This window comes from Pseudomonas sp. BGI-2 (assembly GCF_004310295.1).
GTDB lineage: Bacteria > Pseudomonadota > Gammaproteobacteria > Pseudomonadales > Pseudomonadaceae > Aquipseudomonas.
In genome coordinates, this window is record NZ_SISB01000038.1 from 49,591 (window position 1) to 62,791 (window position 13,201).

The window sequence follows — 13,201 nt, forward strand, 5'->3', positions numbered from 1 at the left end:
GCGAATGCTTCGCAGCCGAACGGGGATAAATCCCCTCACCACAGGAAATCAAGCCGAATGACGCACCATGTCCACATGTGGAATCCCGGCTTCCAGGAATTCCTCACTGACCAGGCTGAAGCCCAGGCGCTCATAGAACGCCGTGGCCTGCACCTGTGCGCTCAGCATCTGCTGCTTCAGCCCGCGCGTCTCGGCTTCACCGATCACCGCGTGCATCAGCGCATCGCCAACCTTCAAGCCGCGCCAGTCTTTCAGTACCGACACCCGACCGACGTGACCATCGGGCAGCAGGCGCGCGGTGCCAATCGGAAAGTCGCCTTCGAAGGCCAGGAAATGCACCGCCGTAGCGTCATCGGCGTCCCATTCCAGCTCGGGTGGAACGCATTGCTCGGCAATGAACACCGTCTCACGAATGCGCCGGATCTCGGCGATGTCCTTCTGCCAGTCTGCGACACGTACGTGAATTTTATTCATCGGCAAACCCCAGGCTGCCTTGCTTGATCAGTTCGCACAGCAGGCCGCGACCGTCTTCATCGTTCAACCAGTCGCCCAGGTTGTCGGTGTGCAGCGAGTCGGCAGCGCAGATCAGTTTCAGCAGCTCACGCAGCTTGCCCGGCAGGTAACGGCTCTGGCCGCTGGCGAACAGCAGCAGGTCATCATCGACTTCGGACCAGGCCAAGCGTGCGCTCGGGTTGCGGATCAGTATCGCGCCTTGTTCCAGGCTGGCGAGAAAGTCGTCTTCTTCGATCTCTTCCGGACCCACCACCAGCTCCGGGTAACGCGGTTCAGTCATGTACTGGCCGAACCAGGTCAGCAGCAGGCGCTCGTCGCTCATGTGCTCGGCCAGCAGGCTTTTCAAGCGATCAAGGGCGTCGTGCTGGATCTGATGCGGATCAGCCGCAGGCAGGGCGTCGGCGTCGGTGTAACGCTCTTCGTCCGTCAGGAACTGGCTGAGGAAGTCGGTGAAGTGGGTCAGCACTTCAGCGGCGCTCGGTGCGCGGAAACCGACCGAGTACGTCAGGCAGTCATCGACGGCCACGCCGCAGTGGGCCAGGCGCGGCGGCAGGTAAAGCATGTCGCCCGGTTCCAGCACCCACTCGTCGGTGGCTTGGAAGTCGGCGAGGATGCGCAGGTCGGCATGTGGCAGCAGCGCGCTCTCGGAGTCGCACATCTGGCCGATTTTCCAGTTGCGCTTGCCGTGGCCCTGCAGCAGGAACACGTCGTAGTTGTCGAAGTGCGGACCGACGCTGCCACCCGGCGCGGCATAGCTGATCATCACGTCATCGACGCGCCAGCTAGGCAGGAAGCGGAAGTTTTCCAGCAGTTCAGAGACTTCCGGTACGAACTGGTCAACGGCTTGCACCAGCAGGGTCCAGTCACGCTCCGGCAGTTTGCTGAATTCGTCTTCGGCGAACGGGCCGCGGCGCAATTCCCAAGGGCGCTCGCCGTGCTCGATCACCAGGCGCGATTCGACTTCTTCTTCCAGCGCCAGGCCGGCCAGTTCGTCGGCGTCGATCGGGCTTTCGAATTCAGGAATCGCCTGACGGATCAGCAGGGGTTTTTTCTGCCAGTAGTCGCGCAGGAATTCGCGCGCCGTGATGCCGCCCAGAAGTTGAAGAGGAATGTCAGGATTCATGTGTAACCTATTGAAAAAAAGCACTTTTCAGACGGGAATAAAAACGCCCGGCGCTGCCGGGCGTCTCAAACGGGTAAAGCGGTCAATCAGATGCGCTTGGCTTGCTCTACAGCGTTACCGATGTAGTTCGCCGGGGTGAGCAGTTTCAGCTCGGCCTTGGCTGCGGCTGGCATGTCCAGACCGTCGATGAAAGTTTGCAGCGCTTCAGGGCTGATGCCCTTGCCACGGGTCAACTCTTTCAGTTTTTCGTACGGGTTTTCGATGTTGTAGCGACGCATGACGGTCTGGATCGGCTCAGCCAATACTTCCCAGCACGCATCCAGGTCAGCAGCGATTTTCTGAGCGTTGAGCTCCAGTTTGCTGATGCCTTTGAGGCTTGCTTCGTACGCGATCACGCTGTGGGCGAAGCCGACACCGAGGTTGCGCAGCACGGTGGAGTCGGTCAGGTCACGCTGCCAGCGGGAAATCGGCAGCTTGCTCGCCAGGTGCTGGAACAGCGCGTTGGCGATACCCAAGTTGCCTTCGGAGTTTTCGAAGTCGATCGGGTTGACCTTGTGCGGCATGGTCGACGAACCGATTTCGCCAGCGATGGTGCGCTGTTTGAAATAACCCAGGGAAATGTAGCCCCAGATGTCGCGGTCGAAGTCGATCAGGATGGTGTTGAAGCGCGCGATCGCGTCGAACAGCTCGGCGATGTAGTCGTGCGGTTCGATCTGCGTGGTGTACGGGTTGAAACCCAGACCCAGCTCGTCTTCGATGAAGGCGCGAGCGTTCTCTTCCCAATCGATCTCAGGGTAGGCCGAGAGGTGAGCGTTGTAGTTGCCGACAGCGCCGTTGATCTTGCCCAGCAGCGGAACGGCAGCGACTTGGGCGATTTGACGCTCCAGACGGTAAACCACGTTCGCCAGCTCTTTGCCCAGGGTGGTCGGCGAGGCCGGTTGACCGTGGGTGCGCGACAGCATCGGCACGTCAGCGAAACGAATCGCCAGTTCGCGGATGGCTTCGGCAGTCTGGCGCATCAGCGGCAGCATCACATCATCACGGCCTTCGCGCAGCATCAGGGCGTGGGACAGGTTGTTGATGTCCTCGCTGGTGCAGGCAAAGTGGATGAACTCGCTGACCTTGGCCAGTTCCGGCAGCTTGGCCGCTTGCTCTTTGAGCAGGTACTCAATGGCTTTTACGTCGTGGTTGGTGGTGCGCTCGATCTCTTTGACACGCTCGGCGTGCTCCAGAGCGAAGTTGTCCGCCAGGGTGTTCAGCACCGCGTTGGCTTCGGCGGAGAACGCCGGCACTTCGCTGATGCCAGGGTGAGCGGCCAGACGCTGGAGCCAGCGCACTTCAACCAGAACGCGAGCACGGATCAAGCCGTACTCGCTGAAAATTGGGCGCAGGGCCTGGGTTTTGCCGGCGTAGCGGCCGTCAACAGGGGAAACCGCAGTGAGCGAAGAAAGCTGCATGGGGTGTTCTCGGACAGTCGGGCAACGAAATGGGGCGCGTATCATACATGAAAAAATCCGCAGGTCCGTTGCCAACTGACCAGCGTCTTACGCGTTACAAATTACAAAAGGTCTTGCGGGCGCGGTTCAGCTGCTGCGCATCAGCGGGTAAAGCTCTTTCAGCAACTTGCGACGGCTGATCACCAGCTGCCAGCGATGACCGCCCAACTGCCGCCACAGGCGCGCCGATCGAATACCGGCCAGCAACAGGGCGCGGATTTTCGACGCGTTGCTCGGTTGTTGCAGGTTGCGCATGTCGCCATGGACCTGAATGCGTTGGCGCAAGGTGCTCAAGGTGTCCTGGTACAACGCACCGCAGGCCGCGATCACGTTTTCGTGCGCCGGGCCGAAGTGCTCGACCTGGGATTGAATCTGCGGCAAACGCTTGCCGATCACGTCGAGCATGTCGTCGCGTTTGGCCAGTTGACGTTCCAGACCGAGCATCGCCAGTGCGTAGCGCAGCGGTTCGCGCTGCAGTGTGCTCGGATCGCGTTCCAGGGCGCCGATCAATGCGCGATAACCTTCGCGCAGATTGATGTCGTCGCCGCCGTACACTTCCAGGGTGTCCTTGGGGTCGCGGATCAGCAAACTGCCGAGCATGCAGGTCAGGCCGGCTTCGGTGGTCTGGCCGGTCTTGGCAATCTTGTCGACGAGGACGGCGGCGAGAAACACGCCGCCCAGTGCCGTCAGTTGCTCCTGAGTGGGGCTCATGCCTTGCTGCTCCATGGCTCTGCGACTTCAATCACGCCGCCGCCGAGGCAGATTTCGCCGTCATAGAACACCACGGACTGGCCCGGGGTGACCGCGCGCTGCGGGTCATCAAAGGTTGCGCGGTAGCCGGTAGCGGTTTTTTCCAGCGTGCACGGCTGATCGCTTTGGCGATAACGTACTTTGGCGGTCAGCTTGCGTGGCTCGGTCAGGTCGATCGGGTTGACCCAATAAATGTCCGAAGCGAGCAGGGCGCGGGAGAACAGGTAAGGGTGGTCATTGCCTTGGCCAACGATCAGCTCGTTGTGCTCCAGGTCCTTGATCAGCACATACCACGGCTCATCGCCGGCGTCTTTCAGGCCGCCGATGCCCAGGCCCTGACGCTGACCGATGGTGTGATACATCAAGCCGTGGTGACGGCCGATGACTTCACCTTCGGTGGTCTTGATCTCGCCCGGCTGGGCCGGCAGGTACTGCTTGAGGAAGTCGCTGAAACGGCGCTCGCCAATAAAGCAGATCCCCGTGGAATCCTTTTTCTTCGCGGTGGCCAGGTCGTGTTTCTCGGCAATCGCGCGCACTTCGGGTTTTTCCAGCTCGCCGACCGGGAACAGGGTCTTGGCGATCTGTTCACCGCCGACGGCGTGCAGGAAGTAGCTCTGGTCCTTGTTCGGGTCCAGGCCCTTGAGCAGTTCGGTGCGACCCTCGATATCACGGCGGCGCACGTAGTGACCGGTGGCGATCAGGTCGGCGCCGAGCATCATGGCGTAGTCGAGGAACGCCTTGAACTTGATTTCGCGGTTGCAGAGGATGTCCGGGTTCGGCGTGCGACCGGCCTTGTATTCGGCCAGGAAGTGCTCGAACACGTTGTCCCAGTACTCGGCGGCGAAGTTGGCGGTGTGCAGCTTGATGCCAATCTTGTCGCACACGGCTTGAGCGTCCGCCAAGTCATCCATGGCGGTGCAGTATTCCGTTCCATCGTCTTCTTCCCAGTTCTTCATGAACAGGCCTTCCACCTCATAACCCTGCTCGATCAGCAGAAGAGCGGAAACGGAAGAGTCCACGCCGCCGGACATGCCGACAATGACGCGCTTCTTTTGTGTGTCAGAAGGGGCTGGATCACGCATAGGGATTCAATGAGTGTCTTGAAAAAGGACGCGATTCTAGCAGGCCGAAGCCCGCAAGGCTAAAGAGAAGGGCGGATCAGTTCGAGACTGAAGTGTTTGCCGTCCAGATAATCATCGATACAGCGGATGATCAGCTCACTGCGCCAGTTTGCGCGCTGTTCCAGCAGTTCGTCACGTGTCAGCCATTTTGCGCCGACGATCCCGTCGTCCAGTGGGTAATCGGGGTGATGCTTGAGGGGTTTTGCGGTGAAGCAGACTCGCTGATAAGTCACACCGTTGCTCGGGGCGGTGTAGAGGTAAATGCCCACCACGCCCGTCGGCTCGACGTCCCAGCCGGTTTCTTCCAGGGTTTCGCGCACCGCGGCTTCGATCAGGGTTTCATCCGGGTCGAGGTGGCCGGCGGGCTGGTTGAGCACCGTTCGTCCGTGCTTGGTTTCTTCGACCATCAGGAAGCGGCCGTTGTCTTCGACGATGGTGGCGACGGTGATGTGGGGTTTCCAGTCCATGACGCTTCCTCGATTTTGAAGGTTGGAGCACGGTTTAATGTGGGAGCGGGCTTGCTCGCGAAAGCAGTGGGTCAGCCAATGAAGATGTTGAATGATAAACCGCATTCGCGAGCAAGCCCGCTCCCACATTTGATTGGTGTGAAGCCCACAAACAGAAACCCCGGCACAGGGCCGGGGCTTCTTTGCATCCTTACAACCTTAAACCAGCGCAGCGATCGCGGCGTTGAAGGTGTTGCTCGGGCGCATGGCCTTGCTGATCAGCTCGGCATTGGCGTGGTAGTAACCGCCGATGTCCACTGGCTTGCCCTGAACAGCGTTGAGCTCGGTAACGATGGTTGCTTCGTTCTCGGTCAGGGTCTTGGCCAGTTGGCCAAACTGCGCTTGCAGTGCAGTGTCTTCGGTCTGGGCCGCCAGGGCTTGAGCCCAGTACAGCGCCAGGTAGAAGTGGCTGCCGCGGTTGTCGATGTTGCCGACTTTACGCGATGGCGACTTGTTGTTGTCCAAGAACTGGCCGGTGGCCTGATCTAGAGTCTTGGCCAGAACCAGAGCTTTAGGGTTGTTGTACGTCACACCCAGGTGCTCAAGGGAAGCGGCCAGGGCCAGGAACTCGCCCAGGGAATCCCAGCGCAGGAAGTTCTCTTCCAGCAGTTGCTGAACGTGCTTCGGTGCAGAACCGCCAGCGCCGGTTTCGAACAGACCGCCGCCGTTCATCAGTGGAACGATCGACAGCATCTTGGCGCTGGTGCCCAGTTCCATGATCGGGAACAGGTCGGTCAGGTAGTCGCGCAGTACGTTGCCGGTCACCGAGATGGTGTCCTTGCCTTCGCGGGTGCGACCCAGGGTGAACGCCATCGCGTCGACTGGCGACATGATGCGGATGTCCAGGCCGGAGGTGTCGTGATCCTTCAGGTAAGCCTGAACTTTCTCGATCACTACGCCGTCGTGGGCGCGCATCGGGTCCAGCCAGAAAATCGCTGGCGTGGCGCTTGCGCGAGCGCGGTTGACGGCCAGTTTGACCCAGTCCTGGATCGGCGCGTCTTTGGTCTGGCACATGCGGAAGATGTCGCCGGCTTCAACCGATTGCTCCAGCAGCAGGCTGCCTTTGCTGTCGGTAACGCGGACAACGCCGTTGGCCTTGATCTGGAAAGTCTTGTCGTGCGAGCCGTACTCTTCGGCTTTCTTCGCCATCAGGCCAACGTTTGGCACGCTGCCCATGGTAGTCGGATCGAAAGCCCCGTTAGCCTTGCAGTCTTCGATCACCGCCTGGTAGATGGTGGCGTAGCAGCGATCCGGGATCACAGCCTTGGTGTCGTGCAACTGACCGTCAGTGCCCCACATTTTGCCGGAGTCACGGATCATCGCCGGCATCGAGGCGTCGACGATAACGTCGCTCGGCACGTGCAGGTTGGTGATGCCTTTGTCGGAGTTGACCATGGCCAACGACGGACGAACGGCGTAGACCGCCTGGATGTCCGCTTCGATCTGCGCTTGTTGCTCGGCCGGCAAGGCCTTGATGCGAGCATACAGGTCGCCGATGCCGTTGTTCAGGTTGAAGCCGATCTGCGCCAGCACGTCAGCGTGCTTGGCCAGTGCGTCTTTATAGAACTCGGCAACGATCTGGCCGAACATGATCGGGTCGGAGACCTTCATCATGGTGGCTTTGAGGTGAACCGACAGCAGCACGCCTTTTTGCTTGGCGTCTTCGATCTCGGCAGCGATGAAGCTGCGCAGTGCGTTTTTGCTCATGACCGCGCAATCGAGGATCTCACCGGCTTGCACGGTGGTTTTTTCTTTCAGGACGGTGGCGGTGCCGTCTTGAGCGATCAGTTCGATTTTGACGGCGTCAGCGGCGTCGATCAGGGCAGCTTTTTCGCTGCCGTAGAAATCGCCGGTGCTCATGTGCGCGACGTGAGACTTGGAGTCCGCAGCCCAGGCGCCCATTTTGTGCGGGTGCTTGCGCGCGTAGTTCTTGACCGAAAGCGGTGCACGACGATCAGAGTTGCCTTCGCGCAGAACCGGGTTCACGGCGCTGCCCTTGATCTTGTCGTAACGCGATTTGGCGAGCTTGTCGGCGTCGGTGGTTACGGTTTCCGGGTAGTCAGGCAGTGCGAAGCCCTGGGCTTGCAGTTCCTTGATCGCGGCTTGCAGTTGCGGAACCGAGGCGCTGATGTTCGGCAACTTGATGATGTTGGCTTCAGGCGTAACGGCCAGGTCGCCCAGTTCGGCGAGGTGGTCGGCTACGGCTTTGTCACCCAATTGCTCGGGGAAGCTGGCCAGAATACGCCCTGCAAGAGAGATATCGCGGGTTTCCACGGCGATATCAGCGGAGGCGGTGAAGGCCTCTACGATAGGCAGCAGTGAATAGGTGGCGAGGGCGGGAGCTTCGTCGGTGAAGGTATAGATGATCTTCGAGCGGGTGGGCATATTCGGATTAACTCTCTCTTCTTTGCTAAGCGTGCGCAGAAACTCGAGGGGCGCCGTGTGAGCGCGTTCGTTCAAAGTCATCCATGAGCCGAATGTCGAGGTTTCTTCGCGGTGATGTTGGGTGCATCAGTCGAGCGTCAAGCGGGTGGACTGCGGTAACAGTCCGGCTTTTTCGGGCCTGGAGTCTCGTAGTAGAGAGGTCGGCCGTCGTGACTCTATGGTCAGCGGGCGCATTATACATAGGTAGCTGGCAATCTGCCGATGGTTCATACGTAACGATTCTCGTCCATTGGTCTAAAGGTCGCAGGGGCGAGTGGGGCGTAGAGTCTTGCACCGTGCTTGAGTTTGGCGCTTTTCCCTTTGCTTTCAGGCTTGTACGTCGCGAACTGTGCTGCTTTGCGGCAGATGAATGGAACATAGGGTTTGCGTGCCGATTTAACTGGGGTACGCTCGAACGAAGCCAGATGTTCAATCCAAACAATGGAGTTCAGCATGGGATACAAGAAGATTCAGGTTCCAGCAGTCGGCGACAAAATCACCGTCAACGCGGACCATTCTCTCAATGTTCCTAACAACCCGATCATCCCCTTTATCGAAGGCGATGGTATTGGCGTTGATATCAGCCCGGTCATGATCAAGGTTGTCGATGCTGCTGTTAAGAAGGCTTACGGCGGCGAACGCAAAATTTCCTGGATGGAAGTCTATGCCGGGGAGAAAGCGACTCAGGTTTATGATCAGGATACCTGGCTACCTCAGGAAACCCTGGACGCGGTCAAAGATTACGTTGTTTCCATCAAGGGCCCACTGACCACGCCGGTCGGCGGCGGCATTCGTTCCCTGAACGTGGCCCTGCGTCAGCAACTCGACCTGTATGTCTGCCTGCGCCCTGTGCGCTGGTTCGAAGGTGTGCCTAGCCCGGTCAAGAAACCAGGCGACGTCGACATGACGATCTTCCGCGAAAACTCGGAAGACATTTATGCCGGTATCGAGTGGAAAGCCGGTTCGGCGGAAGCGACCAAGGTCATCAAGTTCCTTAAAGATGAAATGGGCGTCACCAAGATCCGTTTCGACGAAAACTGCGGTATCGGCATCAAGCCGGTTTCCCTGCAAGGCACCAAGCGTCTGGCGCGCAAGGCGTTGCAGTATGTGGTCGACAATGACCGCGACTCGCTGACCATCGTGCACAAAGGCAACATCATGAAGTTCACCGAAGGTGCCTTCAAGGAATGGGCCTACGAAGTGGCGGCTGAAGAATTCGGCGCGACCCTGCTCGATGGCGGTCCGTGGATGCAGTTCAAAAACCCGAAAACCGGCAAGAACGTCATCGTCAAAGATGCCATCGCAGACGCCATGCTCCAGCAGATCCTGCTGCGCCCGGCCGAATACGATGTGATCGCGACCCTGAACCTGAACGGCGACTACCTCTCCGACGCCCTGGCGGCGGAAGTGGGTGGTATCGGTATCGCACCGGGTGCCAACCTGTCTGACACCATTGCCATGTTCGAAGCGACCCACGGTACTGCACCGAAGTACGCTGGCAAGGACCAGGTCAATCCGGGTTCCCTGATCCTGTCCGCAGAGATGATGCTGCGTCACATGGGCTGGACCGAAGCGGCGGACCTGATCATCAAGGGCACCAACGGCGCGATTTCGGCCAAGACCGTGACCTATGACTTCCACCGTTTGATGGAAGGCGCGAAACTGTTGTCTTCTTCGGCGTTTGGTGATGCGCTAATCTCGCACATGTAAACCGCACATGTAAGCGAGTTCACGCACGACAAAAACCGCTCGACTCAGTGATTGAGTCGGGCGGTTTTTTTATGACTGGATGACGTGTGCCGGTTTACGCCATAACGGCCTGCTGAGTGGCAGGCGCAGGGACTGCCCGAGCGTCCTCGGGTGTGCCGATGTTGATGGCATGCAAACCTTTGGGTCCCTGGATGATGTCAAAGACGACCGCTTGGCCGGCTTTCAGGGTTCTATAACCGTCCATCTGGATGGCCGAATAATGGGCAAACAGGTCTTCGCTATCGCCATCCTTGTTGATGAATCCATAACCCTTGGCATTGTTGAACCATTTGACCTTGCCTTTTACAGTGCCTTTGACTGGCTCTGCGTTCTTGTCGCCTGACATACCCATATCCCTCTGCAACAGACTCCATCACTGGAGTATCATCCAGTACATCCGCAGTCTGTTCTTTAGAAATAAGATTGACTCCGCGGACCTTTTTTACCCACTGTGGGCTCTATTGGTTGTAACACCGTTTTGCCGATAGTCAAGGTGACCAGGCAGTCGGAGTTGAAATCGGCAATGGTCGCCCCCACCACTGTATTTGCACAACTGACGAACCTTTCTTTCCATGCATGCAATCAGCCAGATTCGACTAACATTCAATCAGGATCGCCCGACTCTCCAAAAAGATCATCCGGAGGAACACGACGACGATTCCGCAGGCATTGCTGTTCAGGAGGCCAAGCCTGCTTTACAGGCGCCGCCGATGTACAAGGTGGTTTTGTTCAATGATGACTACACACCGATGGATTTCGTCGTCGAAGTACTCGAGGTGTTTTTTAACCTGAATCGAGAGCTGGCGACCAAGGTCATGCTGGCCGTCCACACAGAAGGACGGGCAGTATGTGGAGTGTTTACCCGCGACATCGCCGAGACTAAGGCCATGCAGGTCAACCAGTACGCCAGGGAAAGCCAGCATCCGCTACTCTGTGAAATCGAGAAGGACGGTTAATCGCCGACCACTTGGGTATGAGGTGAAGCTATGTTAAACCGCGAGCTCGAAGTCACCCTCAATCTTGCCTTCAAGGAGGCCCGATCGAAGCGTCATGAGTTTATGACCGTCGAACACCTCCTGCTGGCGCTATTGGACAATGAGGCTGCCGCCACCGTATTGCGTGCCTGCGGCGCAAACCTCGACAAACTCAAGCACGATCTGCAGGAGTTCATCGACTCCACCACGCCATTGATCCCCGTGCATGACGAGGATCGTGAAACCCAGCCAACCCTGGGCTTCCAGCGTGTTCTGCAGCGTGCTGTCTTTCACGTACAGAGCTCGGGCAAACGCGAAGTGACTGGCGCCAACGTACTGGTCGCGATCTTCAGTGAGCAAGAGAGTCAGGCAGTGTTCCTGCTGAAACAGCAGAGCGTTGCGCGCATCGATGTCGTCAACTACATCGCACACGGCATTTCCAAAGTGCCGGGGCATGGCGATCACTCTGAAGGTGAGCAAGATATGCAGGACGACGAGGGCGGTGAGTCTTCATCTTCAGGCAATCCTCTGGATGCTTATGCCAGCAACCTCAATGAGCTCGCGCGCCAGGGTCGTATCGATCCATTGGTAGGCCGTGAGCTGGAAGTCGAGCGCGTTGCGCAGATCCTGGCGCGTCGTCGCAAAAACAATCCGCTGTTGGTGGGCGAGGCGGGCGTGGGTAAAACCGCGATTGCCGAAGGCCTGGCCAAACGCATTGTCGACAACCAGGTGCCGGACTTGCTGGCCAACAGCGTGGTGTATTCCCTCGATCTGGGCGCCTTGCTGGCCGGGACCAAATACCGCGGCGATTTCGAGAAGCGCTTCAAGGCGCTGCTCAATGAGCTGAAAAAACGTCCGCAGGCGATCCTGTTCATCGACGAGATCCACACCATCATTGGTGCGGGTGCCGCGTCCGGTGGCGTCATGGATGCCTCGAACCTGCTCAAGCCGCTACTTTCGTCGGGCGATATCCGTTGCATCGGTTCGACCACGTTCCAGGAATTCCGCGGGATCTTCGAGAAGGACCGTGCCTTGGCCCGGCGCTTCCAGAAAGTCGATGTGTCGGAGCCTTCGGTGGAAGACACCATTGGCATCCTGCGCGGCCTGAAAGGGCGTTTCGAAGCGCACCACAACATCGAGTACAGCGATGAAGCGTTGCGTGCGGCTGCCGAACTGGCTTCGCGCTACATCAATGACCGGCACATGCCGGACAAAGCCATCGATGTCATCGACGAGGCGGGCGCCTATCAGCGTCTGCAGCCAATCGAGAAACGCGTGAAACGCATCGAAGTGCCTCAGGTCGAGGACATCGTTGCGAAAATCGCGAGGATTCCGCCTAAGCACGTCACCAGCTCCGACAAAGAGTTGCTGCGTAACCTTGAGCGTGACCTGAAGCTGACAGTATTTGGCCAGGATGCCGCCATCGACTCACTGTCGACCGCGATCAAACTGTCCCGTGCCGGCCTCAAGTCGCCTGACAAGCCTGTCGGTTCGTTCCTGTTCGCAGGGCCGACCGGTGTCGGTAAAACCGAAGCGGCGCGTCAACTGGCCAAGGCGTTGGGCATCGAGCTGGTTCGTTTCGACATGTCCGAGTACATGGAGCGCCACACCGTATCGCGTCTGATCGGTGCGCCTCCTGGCTATGTCGGGTTCGATCAGGGCGGCCTGCTGACCGAAGCCATCACCAAGCAGCCTCACTGCGTGCTGTTGCTCGATGAAATCGAGAAGGCGCATCCGGAAGTCTTCAACCTGCTGCTGCAAGTCATGGACCACGGTACGCTGACCGATAACAACGGGCGCAAGGCGGATTTCCGTAACGTGATCGTCATCATGACGACCAACGCCGGTGCCGAAACAGCGGCGCGTGCTTCGATCGGTTTCACCCATCAGGACCACTCGTCCGATGCGATGGAAGTGATCAAGAAGAGCTTCACGCCGGAGTTCCGCAACCGTCTGGACACTATTATCCAGTTTGGTCGCCTCAGTCATGAGGTCATCAAAAGCGTAGTGGACAAGTTCCTTACCGAGCTTCAGGCGCAGTTGGAAGACAAACGCGTGCAGCTGGAAGTGACCGACGCTGCGCGCAGCTGGCTGGCGGCGGGTGGCTACGACTCGGCGATGGGCGCTCGACCAATGGCGCGCTTGATCCAGGATAAGATCAAGCGTCCGCTGGCGGAAGAGATCCTCTTTGGCGAACTGGCCGACCATGGTGGCGTGGTGCACATCGACCTCAAGGACGGCGAGCTGACCTTCGAGTTCGAAACCACGGCCGAAATGGCCTGACGTTAACCGCGACAAAGCAAAAGGCGCCGAAAGGCGCCTTTTTGCTGTCTATCAAATCACCGCGATCCCCTGTAGGAGTGAGCCTGCTCGCGATAGCGTCATGTCAGCCAATATTGATGTCACTGACATGACGCCATCACGCCCTGAGCCTTTCCGTCAACGCGGTTTTGCTGTGTCCAGCTCGCTGGTCAACGGTGAGCCGTGCCGGAGCAAGGCCTGTAAATAAACCTTTTCGTCGTACACGGTACTGGTCTTCCAGCAC

At 58.6% G+C, this 13,201-nt stretch carries 11 protein-coding genes; 3 read left to right on the plus strand and 8 right to left on the minus strand.

What is annotated here, in order from left to right; genetic code table 11:
• Positions 1–48: 48 nt before the first annotated feature.
• The 7 genes from EYC95_RS23005 to EYC95_RS23035 form a co-directional block, all read right to left on the minus strand.
• The gene (locus tag EYC95_RS23005) at positions 49–474 is read right to left on the minus strand and encodes a GNAT family N-acetyltransferase (protein WP_131062365.1); all 426 of its coding nucleotides are present in this window, start codon (positions 472–474) and stop codon (positions 49–51) included.
• Positions 467–1,636, minus strand: a complete 1,170-nt coding sequence (locus EYC95_RS23010; protein WP_131062366.1) for a cupin domain-containing protein — start codon at positions 1,634–1,636, stop codon at positions 467–469. Before EYC95_RS23010 ends, EYC95_RS23005 begins: the two co-directional genes overlap by 8 nt.
• A gap of 86 nt (positions 1,637–1,722) precedes the next feature.
• The gene (purB, locus tag EYC95_RS23015) at positions 1,723–3,093 is read right to left on the minus strand and encodes an adenylosuccinate lyase (RefSeq protein ID WP_090185637.1); all 1,371 of its coding nucleotides are present in this window, start codon (positions 3,091–3,093) and stop codon (positions 1,723–1,725) included.
• 126 nt (positions 3,094–3,219) lie between these two features.
• Complete coding sequence (gene hflD / locus EYC95_RS23020) at positions 3,220–3,843, minus strand: high frequency lysogenization protein HflD (protein ID WP_131062367.1); 624 nt, start codon at positions 3,841–3,843, stop codon at positions 3,220–3,222.
• Positions 3,840–4,964, minus strand: coding sequence for a tRNA 2-thiouridine(34) synthase MnmA (gene mnmA / locus EYC95_RS23025; RefSeq protein ID WP_131062368.1), 1,125 nt, complete (start codon positions 4,962–4,964; stop codon positions 3,840–3,842). The genes hflD and mnmA overlap by 4 nt, the downstream gene beginning before the upstream one ends.
• 59 nt (positions 4,965–5,023) lie before the next feature.
• Positions 5,024–5,470 carry an NUDIX hydrolase gene (locus tag EYC95_RS23030; RefSeq protein WP_131062369.1) on the minus strand — a complete coding sequence of 149 codons (447 nt, stop codon included), beginning with the start codon at positions 5,468–5,470 and terminating at the stop codon, positions 5,024–5,026.
• Positions 5,471–5,668: 198 nt separating this feature from the next.
• Positions 5,669–7,894 (minus strand): NADP-dependent isocitrate dehydrogenase, encoded by a 2,226-nt coding sequence (locus EYC95_RS23035; protein ID WP_131062370.1) that lies wholly within the window; start codon positions 7,892–7,894, stop codon positions 5,669–5,671.
• 492 nt (positions 7,895–8,386) lie between these two features.
• Here EYC95_RS23035 and icd point away from each other — a divergent pair, with 492 nt between their 5' ends.
• On the plus strand, positions 8,387–9,643 hold the full coding sequence (gene icd / locus EYC95_RS23045) for an NADP-dependent isocitrate dehydrogenase (protein WP_131062372.1): 1,257 nt from the start codon (positions 8,387–8,389) through the stop codon (positions 9,641–9,643).
• A gap of 94 nt (positions 9,644–9,737) precedes the next feature.
• Here the strand turns inward: icd and cspD are convergent, their stop codons facing one another.
• A complete protein-coding gene (gene cspD / locus EYC95_RS23050; protein ID WP_131062373.1) occupies positions 9,738–10,034 on the minus strand; it encodes a cold shock domain-containing protein CspD in 297 nt (98 codons plus the stop codon).
• Between the two features lie 220 nt (positions 10,035–10,254).
• Here cspD and clpS point away from each other — a divergent pair, with 220 nt between their 5' ends.
• Positions 10,255–10,638, plus strand: coding sequence for an ATP-dependent Clp protease adapter ClpS (clpS, locus tag EYC95_RS23055; protein ID WP_034146919.1), 384 nt, complete (start codon positions 10,255–10,257; stop codon positions 10,636–10,638).
• 30 nt (positions 10,639–10,668) lie between these two features.
• The gene (gene clpA, locus EYC95_RS23060; RefSeq protein ID WP_007946437.1) at positions 10,669–12,939 is read left to right on the plus strand and encodes an ATP-dependent Clp protease ATP-binding subunit ClpA; all 2,271 of its coding nucleotides are present in this window, start codon (positions 10,669–10,671) and stop codon (positions 12,937–12,939) included.
• Positions 12,940–13,201 lie beyond the last annotated feature (262 nt).

Coding starts and splice junctions, on each gene's coding strand:
- EYC95_RS23005 (WP_131062365.1), bottom strand. CDS start 474: ATGAATAAAATTCACGTACGTGTCGCAGACTGGCAGAAGGACATCGCC.
- EYC95_RS23010 (WP_131062366.1), bottom strand. CDS start 1,636: ATGAATCCTGACATTCCTCTTCAACTTCTGGGCGGCATCACGGCGCGC.
- purB (WP_090185637.1), bottom strand. CDS start 3,093: ATGCAGCTTTCTTCGCTCACTGCGGTTTCCCCTGTTGACGGCCGCTAC.
- hflD (WP_131062367.1), bottom strand. CDS start 3,843: ATGAGCCCCACTCAGGAGCAACTGACGGCACTGGGCGGCGTGTTTCTC.
- mnmA (WP_131062368.1), bottom strand. CDS start 4,964: ATGCGTGATCCAGCCCCTTCTGACACACAAAAGAAGCGCGTCATTGTC.
- EYC95_RS23030 (WP_131062369.1), bottom strand. CDS start 5,470: ATGGACTGGAAACCCCACATCACCGTCGCCACCATCGTCGAAGACAAC.
- EYC95_RS23035 (WP_131062370.1), bottom strand. CDS start 7,894: ATGCCCACCCGCTCGAAGATCATCTATACCTTCACCGACGAAGCTCCC.
- icd (WP_131062372.1), top strand. CDS start 8,387: ATGGGATACAAGAAGATTCAGGTTCCAGCAGTCGGCGACAAAATCACC.
- cspD (WP_131062373.1), bottom strand. CDS start 10,034: ATGGGTATGTCAGGCGACAAGAACGCAGAGCCAGTCAAAGGCACTGTA.
- clpS (WP_034146919.1), top strand. CDS start 10,255: ATGCATGCAATCAGCCAGATTCGACTAACATTCAATCAGGATCGCCCG.
- clpA (WP_007946437.1), top strand. CDS start 10,669: ATGTTAAACCGCGAGCTCGAAGTCACCCTCAATCTTGCCTTCAAGGAG.